Raw genomic sequence first — 19919 nt, 5'->3', positions numbered from 1 at the left:
TACTCGACCAGCAGGAACTGCCCGCGGCGTCAGCCCGCGTACATCCCGACCAGGCGCACCGCGCCGCCGTCGACGCCCTTGGCGCCCTGCTCGAAGCCCTCGAACGAGCGGGTGCTCATCGACACGCGCCCTGCGATCCACGACGGCACGCCCGACGCCTCGAGCGAGGCGATGACCGACGGAGCCGCCTCCGCGTCGACCACGGCGAACATCCCGATCCCGAGGTTCCACGTGCCCTCGGTGCTCTCGAGCGTCGCGCCCGACATCCCGGCGAGCGCGCGGAACACGTCCGACGGGCTCCAGGTCGACCGCTCGACCTCGACCCAGGAGCCGCGCGGCAGCACGCGGGCGAGGTTCGCGGCGATGCCGCCTCCGGTGACGTGGCTGATCGAGTGCACGGCCGCGCCGAGCGTCTCGTGCTCGAGCACGTCCAGCAGCGGCCGGGTGTAGAGGCGGGTGGGCTCGAGGAGCACCTCGCCCACGACTCCGCCGAGCTCGGCCGAGCGGTCGGTGAAGCCGATGCCGCGCTCGGCGAGGATGTGGCGCACGAGCGAGTAGCCGTTCGAGTGCAGTCCGGAGGAGGCCATCGCGATCACGACGTCGCCGTCCTGCACGCGGTCGGCGCCGCGCACCGCGTCCGCCTCGACCACTCCGGTCGCCGCTCCGGCCACGTCGTAGTCGTCAGGCCCGAGGAGCCCCGGGTGCTCGGCCGTCTCGCCGCCGACGAGCGCCGTGCCCGTGGCGGAGCACGCCCGCGCGATGCCGGCCACGATGTCGGCGATGCGCGCCGGGACGACCTTGCCGCAGGCGATGTAGTCGGTCATGAAGAGGGGGCGCGCGCCCACCACGACGATGTCGTCGACGACCATGCCGACGAGGTCCTGGCCGATCGTGTCGTGCTTGTCGATCGCCTGCGCGAGCGCGACCTTCGTGCCGACGCCGTCGGTCGAGGTCGCGAGCAGCGGCGCGCGGAAGTCCTTGAGGAACGACACGTCGTAGAGGCCGGCGAACCCGCCGACCCCGCCGAGCACGTGGCGGTCGTGCGTCGCCGACACGGCCGACTTCATCAGCTCGACCGCGAGATCACCCGCCGCGGTGTCGACTCCGGCGCGGGCGTAGCTGCTCGTCTCATCACTCACGCGACGACCCTACCGACTGGCCCGCCCCGCCGAGAGTCCGCGAGAGGCCTTCGCTGCACCGGCGGAGGCTCGGCGGATCCGCCCGAGACGGCGCCTCCGCACCGCCGTGCACCGGCCGATCCGCCCAGGGCGAACCATTAGGGGATGCGTCCCCCACGTGTCAGGATGGACCGTCATCCCCCCCTGCTACCCGATTGGGAGCCCATCCGGCATGTGCGGAATCGTAGGAATCGTCTCCTCGGGACCCGTCAACCAGTCCATCTACGACAGCCTGTCGCTCCTGCAGCACCGCGGTCAGGATTCGACCGGCATCGCGACGGCCGACGGCAGCACCCTCCACATCAAGAAGGCGGCGGGCCAGGTCCGCGAGGCGTTCCGCACCCGCGACATGCGGTCGCTGCTCGGAACCATGGGCCTCGGGCACGTCCGCTACGCCACGAAGGGCAACGCGGAGCGCGAGGAGGAGGCGCAGCCGTTCTACGTGAACGCGCCGTACGGCATCATCCTCGTCCACAACGGCAACCTGACGAACACGCGCGAGCTCACCGAGGAGCTCTTCCGCGTCGACCGCCGCCACCTCAACACCACCTCCGACACGGAGCTCCTCGTCAACGTCCTCGCCAACGAGCTGCAGGCGTCGATCTCGGGCCGCGACCTCGACGCCGACGAGGTGTTCGACGCGGTCGCCCGCGTGCACGAGCGCGTCGAGGGCTCCTACGCCACCATCGCGCTGATCGCCGGGGTGGGCCTCCTCGCGTTCCGCGACCCCTTCGGCATCCGCCCGCTGATCGTCGGCCGCCGCTCCAACGTCGGCGCGACCGACGACTGGGTCGTCGCCTCCGAGTCGCTCGTGCTCGAGGCCCAGGGCTTCGAGATCGTGCGCGACGTCGCTCCCGGCGAGGCGATCTTCATCACTCCGGACGGCCGCATGGCGAGCCGCCAGTGCGCGAAGAACCCGCGCCTCATCCCCTGCTCGTTCGAGTACGTCTACCTCGCGCGCCCCGACTCCGTGATGTCGGGCATCTCGGTCTACGAGGCGCGCCTGCGCCTGGGCGACCGCCTCGCCGACACGATCGCCGCGTACACGCCGGGCGGAGCCATCGATGTCGTCATGCCGATTCCGGACTCGTCCCGCCCCGCCGCGATGCAGGTCGCGCAGAAGCTCGGCATCGAGTACCGCGAGGGCTTCTACAAGAACCGCTACGTCGGCCGGACGTTCATCATGCCCGGGCAGGCGGTGCGCAAGAAGTCGGTGCGTCAGAAGCTCAACGCGATGTCGAGCGAGTTCAAGGGCAAGAACGTGCTGATCGTGGACGACTCGATCGTGCGCGGCACGACCTCGAAGGAGATCGTCGACATGGCGCGCACGGCCGGAGCGAACACCGTCACGTTCGCCTCCGCCGCCCCGCCCGTGCGCTACCCGCACGTGTACGGCATCAACATGCCCTCGCGGCAGGAGCTCGTCGCCCACAACCGCCGGATCCCCGAGATCTCGGAGGCGATCGGCGCCGACTACCTGATCTACCAGGAGGTCGCCGACATGAAGGCGGCGATCCTCGAGGGATCCGACGTCACCGATCTCGAGACCAGCTGCTTCACGGGCGAGTACATCACGGGCACCGTGACTCCGGAGTACCTGGACTGGGTCGAGCGCACGCAGCTGAGCTGATCCCGCGCACGGGAGCAGGTGTGCTCGCCTTCCACCAGCACACGCTCCGGGCCTCCGCAACCGGGTGCCCGGCCGGCGCCGCGGCGTCCAGACTCGTCTGCGTGCGCCACCCGGGCGCGCAGACGAGGAGCCTCCCGTGATCTACCGCCTGATCCCCTACCTGCTGATGTTCATCGCGCGCAAGCTGACGAAGTCGCAGAAGGCGAAGCGCACGATGCAGAACGCCGCGCGCAGGACCGCGCGCAAGGGACGCTGAGCCGATCCGTCAGCGGACGGCGGTGCCCGGCTCCGGCTCGGAGCCGCCGTCCGCCTGCGGGTCGCCGGGCGTGCTCTCGCGGGCGACCGTGCGCTCGGCGGTGCGGCGGACCACCCGGCGTCCGACCACGCGGTCGAGGATCACGACGATCAGGCCGGCGAGCGCACCGAAGAGCGTCACGAACAGCAGCAGGCTGAAGCCGAAGACCTGGCCCTGCGAGAAGCCCTGCGTCTCGGGCAGGGCGAAGGTCAGCACGAACGCCGTGATCGCGCCGAGTCCGGCGCCCAGCGCCAGGATGCGCCAGATGCGCGGGCTCCGGCGCACCTCGACCTCTTCGCGGGTCACCTCGACGTCGTCGGAGTGCTGCGGAGTGTCGAGCGGATCGGTCATGACTCCATTCTCCCCTGTCCGCGCCGTCGAGGGGACCGTGTCCGGTGCAGGCGAACAGCGCGCGGTGCGGGGGCCGCGCTCCCGAGCACACCCGACCCCGTCGGACCCGCGAGGGGGCGCCTGACGGGCTCCATCGATGCCGCAGGCCCCGTTGCGCGACCGTTCAGCGGTGGCCGACTCTGCGAGTGGACGCCGAACGGGCTCCGCCGCAGCTGCAGGCCCCGTTCCGGGACCGGTCGCCCTCCGTACCTCGGCGACCGGGCGACCTCCGCACCTCGGCGGCCGGGCGTCCGCCGGTCGTTCCGCAGCCCGGCGCTCCGTCGCAGCGACCCGCGGAGGAGCGGTTCACATCGCGTGGACGAGGCGCCCCGCCTGCGCGCGCAGCTCGCGCACGACCGTCCGCACCGACAGCCGCTCGGCGCGGTCCGGACGCATGAGCGCCACGATGTGCCGCACCGAGCTGACCCCGCGGAGGGGCTTCACGACGATGCCGGGGCCGCCCGCGGTGTAGCGCGGCAGCACCGCGATGCCCAGTCCGGCGGCGACGAACGCCTCCGTCACGCGGGTCGACGCGAAGCGCTGCTCGACGCGCACGGCCTCGCCGGACGCCGTCTCGATCTCCTGCATGACGCTCTCGAAGGGGAATCCGTCCGGCACGCCGATCCAGGTCTCGCCGACCAGATCGGCGGCCGTCACCGTGGCCCGCTCGGCGAGCCGGTGGCCGACCGGCAGCGCGATGTCCAGCGGCTCCACCATCAGCTCGGCCATCGCGAGTCCCCGACCCGCCCAGGCGCTCCGGCCGGTGGGCGAGTGGCCCAGCACGATGTCGAAGTCGGCGGTGAGGTCGGCGAACTCGTCGGTGCCCGGATCCACGTCCTCGCACTGCACGACGAGTCCCTCCACGCTCCGCAGCGCCACGAGCGCGTCGGGCAGGAGCATCTGCCCGGCGGTCGGGAACGTGGCGATCGTCACTTCGCCGATCGGGTTGTTCTTGAAGGTCTGCCACACGGCGTCCGCGCGCTCGAGCGCGATGGCGATCTCGGTGGCGCTCCGGGCGAGCTCGCGGCCGGCTCCCGTGAGGACCACTCCGCGGCCCGACCGCTCGATCAGGGGCACGCCGGCCTCGCGCTCGAGCACCTTGAGCTGCTGCGAGACGGCGGAGGGAGTGCGGTGCGTCGCCTCCGCGACCGCGGTGATCGAGCGCCGCATCGAGAGCTCTCTGAGCAGTTCCAGCCGCCGCACGTCCATGAAGCAACGCTACACGTCAGGGCAAGAATCCATCGATTGTCCTAAGGAACAGGACTGGCCAGAGTGGACGTTGTACACAGCATCCCGGCGGATGGATCAGATTCCGCCGCAACGAAAGGCAGAACAGTCATGAGCATCGCAATCGTCGCCCTCCTCGCCGGAGTCTCCGCCTGGGGCGCCGTCGCGACCGTGCTCGTCACCCGCCGCGACGGCTACCGTCAGGTCCCGACCCAGCACTGAGCCCCGCGCTCCGCGACAGCACTCGCGCCCGAACGCCGCCGTCCCCTCGGGGAGGCGGCGTTTCCGCGTTCCCGGCACGGCGAAGGGCCCCCGACCGGAGTCGGAGGCCCTTCGTCGTGCGCTGCGGTGCTACTTCGAGACGGTGCGGCGACGCAGGTGCGCCACGCTCATCGCCGCTCCGAGCAGGAGGGCGACGGCACCGGCCAGCAGGGCCGGGGTCGTGTCGAATCCGGTCGCGGCGAGCTGGTGCGCGCCACCGCCGGTCGGGCCGCCGGCGACGGGCTTCGTCGGCGCGGCGGGAGTCGTCGGGACCGTGGTCTCGGTCGCTCCGGGACCGGAGCCGGCGCGACGGCCGCGTCGGCGACCGCGAAGTCGACGCTCACGGTGACGCCGGTCTCCTCGAGGGCGAAGGACGCGGTGTGCGTGCCGCCCGCCAGGCTCTCGGCGATCGGGACGCTGAACGAGGCGCGGCCCGTCGAGTCGTCGGTGACGGCCCGGGTCGGGTCGATCGGCGCGGTGCCGACCTCGGTGCCGTCGACGCTCGCGGTGACCGTCGTGTCGGTCGGCGCACCCGTGCTGAACAGGAGCGAGGACAGGTCGACCGTCATCGTGTCGCCGACGGCGTACTCACCCGAGTCCGGGATGTTCTCGGTGAGGCCGATCGAGCGCTGGACGGGGTCCGGGCTCACGGTGCCGAGGTCCTGGATGTAGGCGACGAACGCGTCGAGGTCGATGCGTCCGGAGTCGGCGGTGCCGGTGCCCTCGGTGAAGGTGCTGAATCCGTCGCCACCGGTCGAGAGGAAGTTGTTCGTCACGACGGTGAAGGTCTGCGCCGGGTCGACGGGCACGTTCTCGAAGAAGACCTCCGAGATGTGCTCGCCCTGCGGGGCGGCCGGGTCGAAGACGTAGGTCAGCGCGGCCGAGGTGGCGAGCTTGAGCTGCGGGTGCGCGGCGCTCCCGACCCACTGCTCCTCGAGCAGAGCCTCGATCTGCGCGCCCGTCAGCTGCAGCGTGACGAGCGTGTTGGCGAACGGCTGGGCGTCGGACGCCTCGGCGTAGGTCACGACGCCGTCGGCGTCACCGGGCACGGTGGCGTCGCCTGCGAACAGGAGGTCGTCGCGGAGTCCGCCGGCGTTGGTGAAGGCGATCTGGGTGCCCAGCTCGCTGGTGGCCCAGAGCTGCGCGTCGGCGACGAGGTTGCCCAGCGTCGACTCGGAGCCGCGGTTGGTCTGGCCGTCCTCGCGGTAGGCGCGGGAGATGTCGTCGGTGATGGTGCCGACCTTCACGCTGCCCTCTTCGACGGCGACGGCCTGGGCGGCCTCGACGATCGAGGTGACGGCGGGATCGGCGTCGAAGGCTCCGACGAAGATCGTGTCGGCGGCGTCGTCCGACTCGGGGTCGTCGACCTCGACGGTCAGCGGCACGACCTCGCTGGTGAGCGAGGTGAGCTCCTTGGTCGTCGGGTCCACGGTCAGCGCCATGTGGCCGAGGTTCTCGGCGTAGCTGCCGGTCTGCGACACGATCGTCGGGAACGCGCGTCCTGCGTCGACGGTCGCGTTGTACTCCTGGTGGCTGTGACCCGAGACGATCGCGTCGACGTTCGGAGCGACTCCGGTGACGATCGCGCCGAACTTGGGGTCGGCGGCGGGGGTGCCCGCGTCGGCCGCACCGGCGTCGGCGCCCTCGTGGAGCAGCAGGACGATCACGTCGGCCTCGCCGTTGGCGTCGTCGCCGTCCTGGAGCGCGGTCGCGACCTCGTTGACGTTCTCGACGATCGGCTCGATCGAGAGCGTCGAGATGCCGCCGGGGCTGACGAGCGTGCCGAGGTCCTCGGTCATCGCTCCGATGAAGGCGACCGAGACGCCCTCCTGCTCGGCGAGGAAGTAGGGGTCGTACGCGCGCTCGCCCGTGGCGGTGTCGAAGAGGTTCGCGTTCACGTACGGGAAGTCGGACTCGTCGCTCACGCGGCCGTCGACATCCGTGCGGCCCTTGTCGAACTCGTGGTTGCCCAGCGTGCTGACGTCCAGGCCCATCTCGTTCAGGACGTCGAGGGTCGGCTGGTCGTCCTGCACCTTGGAGGTGAAGGTCGAGGCGCCGATGTTGTCGCCGGCCGACACGAACAGCGTGTTCGGGTTGGCGGCACGGTAGGAGTCGACCGCGCCGGCGAGGACCGCCGCGCCGGCGACCGTGCCGTTGGCCTCGATGCGGCCGTGGAAGTCGTTGATCGACAGGACGTCGATCGCGATGTCGCCCTCGGCGGCCATCGCGGGAGCGGCGCCGAGCATCGCGGCACCGGCGACGGCACCGACTGCCGTCACCGAGAGTGTTCTGATCAGGCCGCGTCGACGGCCGGGGGTAGTGCTTCGCATCTGGTCGAGATCTCCAAGCGTCGAGCGGCGATTCGGAGGAGTCTCCGGCCGCATGAGGGGAACTTTCCCAGCCAAGCCCAGGGTGGGCCGCAGGTCAAACGCCTGTCCGCTGTCCGCGAGGGTCGTTTACGAGAAGTTAATCCGACGACTGCCGGGGTTCTCCCAGCCGACGCGGAGGGAGCCGGCGGGCGCGGTCAGCCGACGCGGAGGAGGGGGAGGAACGGCGTGAGGTCCGCCCGCACCCCGGAGGCGTGGATCCGGCCGCTCGCGAGGCCCTCGGCCCACGGGAGGTCGCCGGTCGCGAGGCGCAGCCAGGTCGCCGCGTCCATCTCGATGACGTTCGGCGGGGTGCCGCGGGTGTGCCCCGGACCCTCGACGCACTGCGCGGCGCCGAACGGAGGAACGCGCACCTCGACGCTGCGGCCGGGCACCCGCGTCTCGATGATCTGCAGGAGGAACCGCACGGCGGTCGCGGTGGTGGTGCGGTCCGTCGCTCCGGCGAGCGCCGCGCGCACCGCGCCCTGACCGGACGCCTCGTCGATCTTCCCCTTGGCCATGCGTCCATCCTGCCGTGCCCACCGCCCGGGAATCCCGCTCCGCGAGATGCCGCTCGCGCTCGGGACACGTCGCAGGAGGCGTACCGGAGTGGCATCTCGCGGGCGTGCGATCCCGGCATGGAGGAGGCGTGACGGAGTGAGTCCGCCCCGCGACGACCCGGGCCTATCCTGTTCAGGTGAAGATCCTCGTCCTCGGTTCGGGTGCCCGTGAGCACGCCATCATCACGGCTCTCCTCGCAGAGGAGGAGCAGCACGAGATCATCGCCGCGCCCGGCAACGCGGGCATCGCGCGCGACGTCGAGGTCATCCACTTCGACACGAACAGCCCCCGCCTCGTCACCGACTTCGCCCTCGAGCAGGGCATCGAGCTCGTCGTCATCGGCCCCGAGGCGCCCCTGGTCGCCGGAGTCGCCGACGCCCTGCGCCAGCGCCGCATCCCCACCTTCGGACCCGACAAGGCCGCCGCCGCCCTCGAGGGCTCCAAGACCTTCGCGAAGCGCGTCATGGACATGGCGCGCGTCCCCACCGGCCGAGCCACGCGCGTCTCGACCCTGGTCGACGCGACCCGCGTCATCGACGGCTTCGGCGCCCCCTACGTCGTCAAGGCCGACGGCCTCGCCGCCGGCAAGGGCGTCCTCGTGACGGAGTCGCGCAGCGCGGCCGTCGCGCACGCCGAGTTCTGGCTGCAGTCCGGCGACGTCCTCATCGAGGAGTTCCTCGACGGCCAGGAGGTCTCGCTCTTCCTCCTCTCCGACGGCCACGACGTCGTCCCGCTCTCGCCCGCCCAGGACTACAAGCGCCTCGGCGACGGCGACGAGGGCCCGAACACGGGCGGCATGGGCGCCTACTCCCCCCTCCCCTGGCTCGCCGACCGCTGGGCGAGCGAGCGCGCGTTCGTCGACGAGGTCATCGACACCGTCGCCATCCCGACCATCCGCCAGCTCGAGCGCGAGCGCACCCCCTTCGTCGGACTCCTCTACTGCGGCCTCATCGTCACCGAGGCCGGCATCCGCGTGATCGAATTCAACGCCCGCTTCGGCGACCCCGAGACGCAGGTCGTGCTGCCCCGCCTCGCCTCGCCCCTCTCGGCGCTGCTCCTCGCCGCGTCCACCGGTTCGCTCGCCTCCGTGCCCTGGCCCGCCTTCACCGACGAGGTCGCCGTGACCGTCGTGCTCGCGAGCGAGGGCTACCCCGAGAACGCCGTCACCGGCCGTGGCATCAGTGGACTCGAGGCGGCCGAGGCCGTCCCCGGCGTCACCATCGCCCACGCCGCGACGCAGCTGGTCGACGGGCGCTTCGTGGCCACCGGCGGACGCGTGCTCAACGTGGTCGCGCGCGGCGCGGACTTCGCGGAGGCCCGGGCGCGCGCCTACAAGGCACTCGACCTGATCCACCTCGACGGCGGGCAGTACCGTCGCGACATCGCGCTTCGCGTCGCGCAGTAGCGCGTCGCGGGGCGCGATGTCGTCCACGCCGCCCCCTGTGCGGCGTGGCGCGGTCGGCTTTGCGAGGCGGTTGCGTTCCTAGGAGCGTCTTGCGTCCGGCTCGCCGACAACGCTTGGCACGCGCACGGCGCTCATCCCGAGCCGCCCCCTGTGCGGCTCGGCGCAGTCGGCTTGCAGAGACGGTTGCGTTCCTAGGAGCGTCCTGCGTTCGGCTTGCCGACAACGCTTGGCACGCGTTCTCGGCTTCGCCTCGTCGCGGTGCGGGGATTCGGGAGGCGTGCCTCCCGGGACCGGTGCAGCCCGGAACCCGAGCCTCCCGGGACTGCTGGTTCCCGGGACTGTTGCAGCCCAGGACTGGTGCCTGCGGAGGCTGGTGGCTCGTTTGGCCGATGCCTCGCGCGACGGTGGAGGTGCAGAAGTAAGGCTGGGCGGCTCCGAAGCGGGGAAGAGCGTCGGAGCGGGGCGGTGGGCCTTCGTTGTGCAGGCTCTTGGACGGAGACGGCGGGTCAGGCGGGGGCGGCGACGTCGCGGAGGGCCTCAGCCAGGTCCGGGTGGGCGAAGGCGAAGCCGGCGTCCTCCAGGCGGCCGGGGACGACCCAGCGGCTCTTGAGGAGGAGCTCGGGCTCGGTGCGCAGCAGCAGCATCGCGGGCTCGAGGACGAAGCGGGGCGCGGGCAGGCCGAGACGGCGGCCGACGGCGGCGCGCAGCAGGCGCGAGAGCTCGGTGTTGTCGCTGGGATTCGGCGACGCGAGGTTCACCGGGCCCTCGAGCGACGACTCCTCCAGGAACAGGATCGAGCGGAACACGTCCTCGACGTGGATCCAGCTGAAGTGCTGGCGGCCGTGCGTGGCCCGGTACTCGTGGTGCACCCCCGCCGCCCGGCGACCGCGCGTCGCGGGCCAGCGGCAGTCGTACTGCGGCCCGCCGAGGCCGAGGCGTGCGAGGCGCAGCAGCATGCCGGTCGCGTGTCCGTCGCCCAGCACGATCGCCATCCGGAGCGCGACGCGGCGCGTGCCGGGCGTCTCGCCCGAGAAGAACTCCGCCTCCCAGGCCTTGGCCACGTCGACCGAGAAGCCCTCGCCGATCACGCCGTCGCGCTCGGTGTTCGCGCGCTCCTCCTCGTGCCGGTAGATCGTCGCGGTGCTCGAGTTCATCCAGACCGGCGGCGGAGTCGCGGCCGCGGCGACCGCGCGGTGCAGCTCCGCAGTGGTCTCGACGCGCGAGCGGAGGATCTCGGCGCGGTTCGCCGGCGTGTAGCGGCAGTCGACGCTCTTCCCCGCGAGGTTCACGAGCAGTCGCGCGCCGTCGACGGCACTGACGAGACCCGCGGAGTCGCCCCAACGCGCGTCCGGGCCCGAGCGCCCGATGCGACGCACGGTCCAGCCCGCCTGCTCGAAGCGGCCGGAGAGGTCGGTGCCGAGGAAGCCGCTCGCTCCCGCGACGACGACGACGGGGCGCTGGGGGGTGCTCATCGCCCCATCGTGCCCCACCGGCGACGAGCGCCCCGTCCGGAACGGAGGGCGGGCGCGTTCACAACGAAGGACGGTTTCGTCGGAGAGCGCTGTGGGAGCGGTCCCGCGGTCCCGACGATCCTTCCTTCGTTACGAACGCGCCACGGCCTGAGCGGCCCGCACCGCACCCGCCAGCCTCTCGGCGAACCCGGGCGGAACCTCCTCGGGCAGGGCGTCGACGGGGAACCAGGCCACGTCCTCGCTCTCGTCGCTCACCACGACGGGTGCCGACGGGTCCGCGATCGCGCCGTAGCCGATGTCCCAGTGCCGGGAGCAGCGTCCGAAGCCGCCGCCCAACCCGTGCCGGTCGAGGTCGAGGGGCAGCGATCCGAGCGGAGCGAGCGACGCGACTCCGCTCTCCTCACGCGCCTCGCGCAGAGCCGCGTCGGCGACGGAGGGGTCGCCCGGCTCGATATGCCCGCCGAGCTGCACCCAGAAGCGGCCCTTGCCGTGGAAGCAGAGCAGTACCCGGTCGAGCTCCGGCGAGAGCACGAAGCAGCTCGCGGTGATGTGCTCGGGTCCGAGGGTGCGCTCGAGCGATGCCTCCCCGTGCTCGGCGAGGAACGCGAGGTACTCGTCGCGGAGGTCGACGAGCGGAGCAGGGGCCGCCCACTCCTGCAGGTCGTGGGCGAGAGCAGCGGCGCGGGGGATCACTCCGCGAGCGTAGGCGAGATGCCACTCCGGTACGCGGCACGCCGGGCGGACCGTACCGGAGTGGCATCTCGCGGGAAGGGTCAGACGGTGAGGCCGGCCAGTCCCTCGCGGTCGACGCGGCGGTGGAAGCGCATGCCGGCGAGTCCGCCGAGCACTGCGGCGATCAGCGCGACGACGAGGGCGGCGAGCGCCGTCAGGACCGCGGCGATGGTCGCGTCGCTCCCGTCGAGCGGGATGCGCGGGAAGCTGCTGACGGCCGAGAGCACCTGGGTGCCTCCGGTGATCGCGGAGGCGATGCCCACGAGGATCGTGACCACGACGGCCCACGCCCACACGGCGACGCCCTGCTTCGCTCCGCTGAAGCGGGCCATGCGGCCGGCGACGTAGCCGCCGCAGTAGTACGCGACGAAGAGGATGACCAGCAGCGCGATCCCGCCCGCCCAGCCGAACGCGACCGGGTCGGCGGCGAGATCGGCGGTGACGTCCTGCGTGCCGACGACGGCCGCTCCGATCGCCGTGACCAGGGCGGTGAGGATCACCGCGAGGCCGGTCGCGGCGAGCCAGCCGAAGAAGGCGCAGCCGATCTTCAGCCCGCCGAAGCGCTCGCGCTCGCGGTCGTGGATGTCCTTGCGAGTGGCCGCGCGGGCCTGCTTGGCCTCGGCGGAGTCGGGGTCGACCGCCGCGCGGTGCTCGGGGGCGCTCGACGAGTCGGACCGGTCCGACGTGCTCGACGAGGTGGTGCTCGAGGTGCTCCCGGTCTGCGGGGCGGTCTCGAAGCGGCGCGTCTCTCCGGCGGCGTGCGCCGTCGTGTCGTCGCGGCGCGGGTCGCTGCTGTCGCGACCGGAGTCGGTGGGGATGCTCATGACGACCTCCTGGGGGATCACCGCCGAAGGGGACGGCGGTAGGACCAGTGAAGGCCCTGCGGCCCTCGGATGTCGCGGGCTTGACGGGGAGTCGCGGCGTTCTGCGCCGGACGGGATCCCGCCCCGGCGGCGGTCGCGGGGCGGCCGAGGAGCGTCAACCCCCTGCGCTCGCTCCCCGCTGTCGGCTTCCATGGAACGACCCACCCACCGACACGAGAGGGAGAGTCATGACTCCGGAATCCCCTGAGCAGACCCCGCCCGGCACCGAGGCCGAGCTGACCCCGAAGGCCGACCACGGCGAGAAGAGCTACCGCGGCACCGGCCGTCTCAGCGGCAAGGTCGCCCTCGTCACCGGCGCCGACAGCGGCATCGGCAAGGCGGTCGCCATCGCCTTCGCCCGCGAGGGCGCCGACGTCGCCATCGCGTACCTCGACGAGCACGAGGACGCCGAGGACACCGCGAAGTGGGTCCGCGAGGCCGGCCGGGAGGCGCTCCTGCTCCCCGGCGACCTGCGCGACCCCGCCCAGTGCCGCGCCGCCGTCTCGCAGACCGTCGAGACCCTCGGCCACCTCGAGGTCCTCGTCAGCAACGCGGCCTTCCAGATGAGCCACGAGGAGATCACCGACATCCCCGACGAGGAGTGGGACCGCACGATCGCGACCAACCTCAGCGCCTACTTCCACCTCGTGAAGGCCGCGATCCCGCACCTCCAGCCCGGCGCGTCGATCATCGCGACGAGCTCGGTGCAGTCCGACCAGCCGTCGTACCAGCTGCTCCCCTACGCCGCCACGAAGTCGGCGATGCTCAGCATGACCGGCTCGTTCGCGCAGGCACTCGGCGAGAAGGGCATCCGCGCGAACGCGGTCGCTCCCGGCCCCATCTGGACGCCGCTGATCCCGTCGACGATGCCTCCGGAGGCGGTCGCCTCGTTCGGCGAGAACGTGCCGCTGGGCCGCCCCGGCCAGCCGGCCGAGGTCGCGCACGCCTACGTCCTGCTCGCGTCCGACGAGGGCAGCTACATGAGCGGGGCCACGATCGCCGTCACCGGCGGGAAGCCGATCCTCTGATTCCGCCGAGGAGCGCTCGCCCGCAGGTTCCTGGGATAGGTTCCTGCGGGTGAGCGTGCACATCCGCAGCATCGAGACGGCCGTACCGGCGACGGTGCTGCGCCAGGGGGACGTGCGCGACCTCTTCGCCGCACAGGAGGGCATCAGCCGGCTCGGCTCGAGGCTCCTCGGCGCCGCGTTCGACGCGTCCGCGATCGAGACCCGGCACACCGTGGTCGACGAGCTCGACCGCGAGGTGCGGGAGGGGGCGAGCGTCTTCTACGACGCCCGCTCGAACGCCGTGCTGAACCCGGGCACCGCGGCGCGCAACGCGCTCTACGCCGCCCGCGCACCCGAGCTCTTCGCCGACTCCGCTCGACGCGCCCTCGAGGCGGCGTCGCTGACCGCCGACGACGTGACCCACGTCGTCACGGTCTCGTGCACCGGCTTCTACGCCCCGGGCCCCGACTACCAGCTGGTCCGCGCCCTCGGCCTGTCGCCGTCGACGCAGCGCTTCCACCTCGGCTTCATGGGCTGCTACGGCGCCTTCCCCGGGCTCCGCGCCGCGAAGGCGTTCTGCGACGCGGATCCGGACGCGGTCGTGCTCGTCGTCGCCGTCGAGATCTGCACGATCCACCTGACGTCCTCCAACGATCCCGAGCAGATCGTCGCCACCTCGGTGTTCGCCGACGGAGGCGCGGCGGCCGTCGTCACCGCGCGCCCTCCGGAGCCGGGCACCGCGGTCCTCGAGATCGACGCGCTCGACACCACCCTCACCCCCGAGGGCGAGGACGAGATGGCCTGGACGATCGGCGACCACGGCTTCACGATGCGCCTGAGCACCTACGTGCCGGCGATCATCGGCCAGAACATCACGGGCGCCCTGGCCCCGCTGCTCGGCGAGGCCGGTGCGCAGGGCGTGCAGCGCTGGGCCGTCCACCCGGGCGGGCGCAGCATCCTCGACCGCGTGCAGACCGCGCTCGAGCTCGACGACGAGCAGATGCACCCGTCGCGCGAGGTGCTGCGCACGGCCGGCAACATGTCGAGCGCGACGGTGCTGTTCATCCTGCGCCGCCTGCTGCACGGCGAGGCGGCTGACGGCGAGCGGATCGGCGCCATGGCGTTCGGGCCGGGCCTCACCGTCGAGATGGGCCTGCTCACGAAGCGGGGCGGGGAGTGAGGGCGCCGCTCGCCCCGGACCTCCGCCACCGCGAGCTCGAGGCGCAGGAGCTGATGGACGACCCGGCGTGCGACCGGGTGCTCCTGGACGCGACCTACGCGCGCTTCGGCGCCGTGAACCGCCTGGTGTCGGGCTGGCGGGGGCTGTACCGCTCCCGCCTCCGCCCGCTGCTCGACGAGCACGAGCCCACGAGACTGCTCGACATCGGCTCGGGGGGCGGCGACGTCGCTCTCGCCCTCGCGGGCTGGGCGCGCGAGGACGGGCTCCGTCTCGCGATCACCGCCGTCGATCCGGACGAGCGCGCCTTCGCCTTCGCGACCGCGCGACCGGGCACGCCGGGCGTCGAGTTCCGCCGGGCGAGCAGCGCCGATCTGGTCGGCGAGGGAGAGGAGTTCGACCTGGTCGTGTCGAACCACCTGCTGCACCACCTGACTCCCCAGGCGCTCGCGTCGCTCCTCGAGGACAGCGAGCGCCTCGCTCCCCGCGCGCTGCACAACGACATCGAGCGCTCGCGCCTGGCCTACACGGCCTACTCCGTCGCCACGCGCCCGCTCGCCGCCGGCTCGTTCCTGCACTACGACGGCTCGCTGTCGGTGCGCCGCAGCTACACGGCGGCGGAGCTGCGCGCCGTCGTGCCGGAGGGCTGGCGGGTCGAGCGGGCGGCTCCGTACCGGCTGCTGCTGACGCGGGGCCCTGCGGAGTGAGCGCCGCCCGCGGCTGGATGAGCGCCGCCGCCGTCAGTTATTCCGCCAACTGCGCGCTCGGAACCGCGGTCGCGACCGGCACCGTGCGGACGGGGCGCTGGCACTGGATCCACCACGCGCTGTACATCGCGACGTCGGCGCTGACCGGCGCGGCCCTCGCCGCGCTGCTGCGGTCGGATCCGCGTGCGGCCGCGGCACTCGCTCCCGCGGTGGTGCCGCTCGCGGTCATACCGTTCGCGGGGACGCACGGACGCCGGCACCCGGCGATCGCGCTGGCCGCGGCTCCGTTCGTGGTCGCCGGGGTCGTGCTCTCGCGGCGCTGACTCGCGGAGGAAGGCGGAGATCAGCGCAGGACGCCGCTCAGCGCGGAGGCCCGACCTTCGGCTCGTCCGAGCCCGACCCGCGCTTCTGCGTGCGGAAGTACTCCCACGCGGCGAGCGCCAGGATCGCCAGTCCGCAGACGATCGTGATGAGGTCGGGGACCGAGACGTCGCCCCGCATGGCCGACGAGATGCCGGAGCCGAGGATGAGGACGCCTCCGATGAGGTAGAAGACCACTCGGGAGTTCTTCATCGGGCGCCGCTCCTGTCGGCCCGCCGAGGCGCGGGCTCCGAAATCGTACCCGGTCCAGCCCCCTGCCCCCTCCCGGGACGAGTGGGCAGGATGAGGGCATGGAGTTCCTCGACGTCGTGCGCCGCCGCGCGACCACCAACGGCCCCTTCCTGCCCGATCCGGTCTCGGAGGAGCACCAGCGCCTCCTGATGGAGGTGGCGGGGCGCGCGCCCTCGCAGCTGAACAGCCAGCCGTGGCGCTTCGTGCTGATCGAGGAGCGGGACACCATCGAGCGGATCGCCGAGATCAGCGGCGCCAGCATGACCACCGCCATGTCGAACGGCACGTTCTTCGAGCGCTACAAGCCCTACTTCCGCTTCAGCGCGGAGGAGATGGAGCAGCGCCGCGACGGCATGCTGTTCGACAAGCTGCCGGCTCCGCTGCGCCCGTTCACCAAGCAGGTGTTCACCAAGCGCGGGCAGTTCCTGATGAACTCGCTGCGCGTGCCGCAGACCCTCGGCGAGGAGAACCGGAAGCTCGTCGCCGGGTCGCCGCTCCTGCTCGGCGTGATGCTCGACCGCGCCGAGTACCGGCCGGGCGAGCTGTCGTCCTTCTACTCCGTCTTCAGCATGGGCGCGGCGATGGAGAACGTCTGGCTGAGCACGGTCGAGCTCGGCATGGGGATCCAGTTCGTCTCGTTCCCGATGGAGGTGCCGGGCGCCTGGGCGAGGATCGAGTCGCTCCTGGCGGTGCCGGACGACCTCGAGCTGATGGCGGTCTACCGGCTCGGCTACCTGCCTCCGGAGCAGCGGCGCCCCGCCATCGACTGGTCCTCGCATCAGCGGAAGGCGCCGTCGCAGTACGTGTTCCGCGGCACCTGCGCCACTCCGCAGACGGGGTGGGACGAGGGCTGACTGCAGCATCCCCCGCGAGGCGTCAATGGGCCTACGGCGTGTCTGTCCGCCGATTCCCGCCCCGGGCGCCCGAGACGTTAGTTTCCCTGCGGAGCCGTCCGCGCCGGGCCGCCCGCAGACACGAAGGGGGACCGTGGCCACTCTCACCTACGGACCGCAGAACCTCGAGATCGAGTTCGAGGAGCGCGTCCTCGCCCATCTGAAGGTCGCCGTGCTCTCGAAGCTGCGGCGCAACGAGGCCTTCTCCCTGTCCTGGACCGAGGACGCCTCGACCGGTCACGGCCGCAGCTCCGTCTGGCTGCACCCCGCGGTGCCGCTGCACTTCCGGTTCCGCGAGACGCACCAGCAGAAGCTGAACCGCGCGTGGATCGAGCAGATGCTCAGCGCCGCGAGCATGCACGGCGAGCTCGCCGTCACTCCCGAGCCGCAGGAGTCGCGGGGCTGACGCCGCTGCCTCGCGCCGGCGCATCCGTCAAGCCCATCCCGCCGCGGCGACCCGGATCATAGCCTGAGGCGACAGCGCCCGTCGAGATCCACACCGGGCGCGTCACGGACGGAGACGATCATGACCGACACCGCACAGGCGACCGGACGCAGCACCTCGATCACTCCTGCGCCATTCGCCCGGAAGGGCGCGTCGGACGTGCGCCGGCTCCCGGACTCGGTGTCGACCTCGTCGCAGCCGGTCATCGGTTCGCGGATCACGATCAACGGACGCAGCTTCGTCGTCGAGCTCGACATGGCCGGCATCTTCCTGCGCCAGGTGCGCCGGAGCCTGCGGGCGGGCGACGGCGGACTCGTGCTGCTGCGCCACGTGGACGGGATCGAGATGATCCCGATCACTCGGCGCACGCCGTTCGAAGTCACCGACATCGTCTGCCCCGAGGGCACGGCGCCCGCCGACGCGCGCGTCGAGGCGGGGCTGCGCGCGGGCTGAGGGGTCCGGGCGGCCGGTCCCGCTCGTCGCACCATCCACCGGGGAAGCAGCGACTGTCAGCCGTCGCCTCCCCGTGTCGGTCAGTGGTCTTCAGCGCCTACTGCGCGGGCAGCGACGCCTCGATCAGCTCGACGATCCGCGGGTCGTCGGGCTCGACCGTCGGGCGGAAGCGGTGGACGGTGCCGTCGGCCGTGACCAGGAACTTCTCGAAGTTCCACTTCACCTTGCCGGCCTTGCCCGCCTCGTCCTCGGCCTTCGTCAGCTCCGCGTAGAGCGGGTGCGCGGACTTGCCGTTCACCTTGACCTTCTCGAACATCGGGAACGTTACGCCCCACGTCGTCGAGCAGTACTGCTTGATCTTGTCCTCGTCGCTGAGCTCCTGCAGGAACTGGTTGCTCGGGAAGCCGAGGACCGTGAATCCGCGGTCGCCGTAGGTCTTCTGCAGCGCCTCGAGCTTCTCGTACTGCGGAGCGAGGCCGCAGCGGGAGGCGACGTTGACGATGAGCTTGACGGGCGCGTAGTCGGCGAGGGTCGACGCGGCTCCGTCGATGGTGGTCAGGGGGATGTCGGTGAGCACGGGGTCTCCTTCGAAGTGGTGGCTCGACGCTACCCGCCGTCGCCGAGGGAATCCCGAACGGTCGAGGGAACCCGTTGCGCCGGGCTCCCTCGACGGTCCGGGGTTCCCTCGGTGCGTGCGGCCGGGGCCTCCGTGAGCGGGCCGGGGTTCCCTCAGTGCGTGCGGGGCTCCACCATGAGGGGATGGCATCCCCGCAGCAGCTCGTCTCGGTCGGCGGGCGGCGGCTGAAGCTGACCAACCTCGACAAGATCGTGTACCCGGAGGCGGGGTTCACCAAGGCCGACGTCCTCGCGTACTACGCGTCCGTCGCCGACGCCCTGCTGCCGCACCTCGCCCGCCGGCCCGTCACCCGCAAGCGCTGGGTCGATGGAGTGGGCACGGCCGAGCACCCGGGCGAGGTCTTCTTCGAGAAGAACCTGCCCTCCTCCGCCCCGTACTGGCTGAGCCGCACGCGCCTCGCGCACAGCTCCCGCGACGTCGAGTACCCGCTCGTCGACGACGTCGCCGGCCTCACCTGGCTCGCGCAGCAGGCCGCGCTCGAGCTGCACGTGCCGCAGTGGCGGGTGGGATCCGGCGGCGAGCGCCGCCCGCCCGACCGCCTCGTCCTCGACCTCGACCCGGGCGAGGGCGCGGGGCTCGCGGAGTGCGCCGAGGTCGCGTTCCTCGCCCGCGACCTGCTCGAGGGCATGGGGCTCGAGCCCTACCCGGTGACCAGCGGCAGCAAGGGACTCCACCTCTACTGCCCGCTCGACGCCTCCGCCTCGAGCGATCAGATCTCGGCGGTCGCGCACGAGCTCGCGAAGGCGCTCGAGGCCGACCACCGCGACCTCGTCGTCTCGGACATGAAGAAGACCCTGCGCGAAGGCAAGGTCCTCGTCGACTGGAGTCAGAACAACGCGGCGAAGACCACGATCGCGCCGTACTCCCTCCGGGGCCGGCTGCGCCCGTTCGCCGCGGCACCGCGCACCTGGGAGGAGATCGGGGCGGAGGGACTGCGCCACCTCGCGCCGGAGGAGGTCGTCGAGCGCCTGCGCGAGAGCGGCGACCTGCTGCGCCCCGTGCTCGCCGCGCGGGAGGCGGGGCTCGAGCCGACTCCGGAGCGCCTCGCCGGGTTCGCGGCGACCGACGCCTCCGCCGACCGCCTCGCCGCCTACCGCAGCATGCGCGACGCCGCGAAGACGCCCGAGCCCGTCCCCGAGCCCGGGACCGGAGCGACGTCGTCCGGTGACTCCTTCGTGATCCAGGAGCACCACGCGCGGCGCCTCCACTACGACTTCCGGCTCGAGCACGACGGCGTACTCGTGAGCTGGGCGGTGCCGAAGGGGCCGCCCCTCGAGGGCGATCCGAACCGGCTCGCCGTGCAGACCGAGGACCATCCGCTCGAGTACGCGACCTTCGAGGGCACGATCCCGGCGGGCGAGTACGGCGGCGGAGAGGTGCGGATCTGGGACGAGGGCACGTTCGCGCTCGAGAAGTGGCGCGAGGGCGAGGAGGTCATCGCGGTGCTGACGGGGCGGCCCGACGGGGGGCTCGGCGGCGAGCCGCGGCGGTACGCGCTGCTGCACACGGGGGCGAAGGGCGGTCGCGGGGACGAGAAGAACTGGCTGCTGCACCTGATGGCGCCGGGGGCGCATGGGGGGCACGGGTCGCACGGGCGGCCGGCGGCGG

Annotated in this window: 20 protein-coding genes; 10 read left to right on the top strand and 10 right to left on the bottom strand. The window is 72.2% G+C overall.

Annotated features, from left to right (window positions below; genetic code table 11):
- Window positions 1-29: 29 nt before the first annotated feature.
- The gene (gene purM / locus B0T42_RS08500; RefSeq protein WP_077222778.1) at window positions 30-1139 is read right to left on the bottom strand and encodes a phosphoribosylformylglycinamidine cyclo-ligase; all 1110 of its coding nucleotides are present in this window, start codon (window positions 1137-1139) and stop codon (window positions 30-32) included.
- 211 nt (window positions 1140-1350) lie between these two features.
- On the opposite strand from purM, the gene purF reads away from it, so the two are divergent.
- On the top strand, window positions 1351-2808 hold the full coding sequence (purF, locus tag B0T42_RS08495; protein WP_077222777.1) for an amidophosphoribosyltransferase: 1458 nt from the start codon (window positions 1351-1353) through the stop codon (window positions 2806-2808).
- A 265-nt stretch (window positions 2809-3073) separates the two neighbouring features.
- On the opposite strand, the gene B0T42_RS20640 is transcribed toward purF, so the two are convergent.
- From B0T42_RS20640 to B0T42_RS08475, 4 genes are all read right to left on the bottom strand, one after another.
- Window positions 3074-3454, bottom strand: a complete 381-nt coding sequence (locus B0T42_RS20640) for a hypothetical protein (RefSeq protein ID WP_201788510.1) — start codon at window positions 3452-3454, stop codon at window positions 3074-3076.
- A 345-nt stretch (window positions 3455-3799) separates the two neighbouring features.
- Window positions 3800-4702, bottom strand: coding sequence for a LysR family transcriptional regulator (locus tag B0T42_RS08485; RefSeq protein ID WP_077222776.1), 903 nt, complete (start codon window positions 4700-4702; stop codon window positions 3800-3802).
- Window positions 4703-5109: 407 nt separating this feature from the next.
- Window positions 5110-7260 carry a bifunctional metallophosphatase/5'-nucleotidase gene (locus tag B0T42_RS08480; protein WP_158078079.1) on the bottom strand — a complete coding sequence of 717 codons (2151 nt, stop codon included), beginning with the start codon at window positions 7258-7260 and terminating at the stop codon, window positions 5110-5112.
- 245 nt (window positions 7261-7505) lie between these two features.
- Complete coding sequence (locus B0T42_RS08475; protein ID WP_055789224.1) at window positions 7506-7868, bottom strand: sterol carrier family protein; 363 nt, start codon at window positions 7866-7868, stop codon at window positions 7506-7508.
- A gap of 176 nt (window positions 7869-8044) precedes the next feature.
- Between B0T42_RS08475 and purD the strand changes: the two genes are divergently transcribed.
- On the top strand, window positions 8045-9313 hold the full coding sequence (gene purD, locus B0T42_RS08470; RefSeq protein WP_077222774.1) for a phosphoribosylamine--glycine ligase: 1269 nt from the start codon (window positions 8045-8047) through the stop codon (window positions 9311-9313).
- A 506-nt stretch (window positions 9314-9819) separates the two neighbouring features.
- On the opposite strand, the gene B0T42_RS08465 is transcribed toward purD, so the two are convergent.
- The 3 genes from B0T42_RS08465 to B0T42_RS08455 all read right to left on the bottom strand — a co-directional run bounded on the left by B0T42_RS08465 (window position 9820) and on the right by B0T42_RS08455 (window position 12341).
- A complete protein-coding gene (locus B0T42_RS08465) occupies window positions 9820-10785 on the bottom strand; it encodes an epimerase (protein WP_077222773.1) in 966 nt (321 codons plus the stop codon).
- Between the two features lie 129 nt (window positions 10786-10914).
- Window positions 10915-11478, bottom strand: a complete 564-nt coding sequence (locus B0T42_RS08460) for an NUDIX hydrolase (RefSeq protein ID WP_236720185.1) — start codon at window positions 11476-11478, stop codon at window positions 10915-10917.
- 80 nt (window positions 11479-11558) lie between these two features.
- The gene (locus B0T42_RS08455) at window positions 11559-12341 is read right to left on the bottom strand and encodes a hypothetical protein (protein WP_094742712.1); all 783 of its coding nucleotides are present in this window, start codon (window positions 12339-12341) and stop codon (window positions 11559-11561) included.
- Between the two features lie 227 nt (window positions 12342-12568).
- Here B0T42_RS08455 and B0T42_RS08450 point away from each other — a divergent pair, with 227 nt between their 5' ends.
- The 4 genes from B0T42_RS08450 to B0T42_RS08435 are packed head-to-tail and all read left to right on the top strand — an operon-like array spanning window position 12569 to window position 15594.
- Window positions 12569-13408 carry an SDR family oxidoreductase gene (locus tag B0T42_RS08450; protein ID WP_077222772.1) on the top strand — a complete coding sequence of 280 codons (840 nt, stop codon included), beginning with the start codon at window positions 12569-12571 and terminating at the stop codon, window positions 13406-13408.
- 49 nt (window positions 13409-13457) lie between these two features.
- Complete coding sequence (locus tag B0T42_RS08445) at window positions 13458-14567, top strand: type III polyketide synthase (RefSeq protein ID WP_077222771.1); 1110 nt, start codon at window positions 13458-13460, stop codon at window positions 14565-14567.
- The gene (locus B0T42_RS08440) at window positions 14564-15271 is read left to right on the top strand and encodes a class I SAM-dependent methyltransferase (protein WP_236720184.1); all 708 of its coding nucleotides are present in this window, start codon (window positions 14564-14566) and stop codon (window positions 15269-15271) included. Before B0T42_RS08445 ends, B0T42_RS08440 begins: the two co-directional genes overlap by 4 nt.
- Entirely contained in the window at window positions 15268-15594 is a 327-nt protein-coding gene (locus B0T42_RS08435; RefSeq protein ID WP_236720183.1) for a hypothetical protein, read from the top strand. Before B0T42_RS08440 ends, B0T42_RS08435 begins: the two co-directional genes overlap by 4 nt.
- 37 nt (window positions 15595-15631) lie before the next feature.
- On the opposite strand, the gene B0T42_RS08430 is transcribed toward B0T42_RS08435, so the two are convergent.
- Window positions 15632-15844 carry a hypothetical protein gene (locus B0T42_RS08430; protein ID WP_077222769.1) on the bottom strand — a complete coding sequence of 71 codons (213 nt, stop codon included), beginning with the start codon at window positions 15842-15844 and terminating at the stop codon, window positions 15632-15634.
- A 98-nt stretch (window positions 15845-15942) separates the two neighbouring features.
- On the opposite strand from B0T42_RS08430, the gene B0T42_RS08425 reads away from it, so the two are divergent.
- The 3 genes from B0T42_RS08425 to B0T42_RS08415 all read left to right on the top strand — a co-directional run bounded on the left by B0T42_RS08425 (window position 15943) and on the right by B0T42_RS08415 (window position 17674).
- A complete protein-coding gene (locus B0T42_RS08425; RefSeq protein ID WP_077222768.1) occupies window positions 15943-16737 on the top strand; it encodes a nitroreductase family protein in 795 nt (264 codons plus the stop codon).
- A gap of 133 nt (window positions 16738-16870) precedes the next feature.
- Entirely contained in the window at window positions 16871-17182 is a 312-nt protein-coding gene (locus B0T42_RS08420) for a DUF7882 family protein (protein WP_077222767.1), read from the top strand.
- Between the two features lie 120 nt (window positions 17183-17302).
- Entirely contained in the window at window positions 17303-17674 is a 372-nt protein-coding gene (locus B0T42_RS08415) for a hypothetical protein (protein WP_077222766.1), read from the top strand.
- Window positions 17675-17771: 97 nt separating this feature from the next.
- Here the strand turns inward: B0T42_RS08415 and B0T42_RS08410 are convergent, their stop codons facing one another.
- The gene (locus tag B0T42_RS08410) at window positions 17772-18251 is read right to left on the bottom strand and encodes a glutathione peroxidase (protein ID WP_236720182.1); all 480 of its coding nucleotides are present in this window, start codon (window positions 18249-18251) and stop codon (window positions 17772-17774) included.
- 182 nt (window positions 18252-18433) lie between these two features.
- Between B0T42_RS08410 and ligD the strand changes: the two genes are divergently transcribed.
- Window positions 18434-19919, top strand: a 1486-nt coding sequence (ligD, locus tag B0T42_RS08405; protein ID WP_201788509.1) for a non-homologous end-joining DNA ligase, incomplete at its 3' end; no start/stop codon positions are given.

This window comes from Rathayibacter rhapontici, assembly GCF_001995175.1.
GTDB lineage: Bacteria > Actinomycetota > Actinomycetes > Actinomycetales > Microbacteriaceae > Rathayibacter.
The sequence above is the reverse complement of the archived record's forward strand: the minus strand, read 5'-3'. Positions and strand labels throughout refer to the sequence as shown.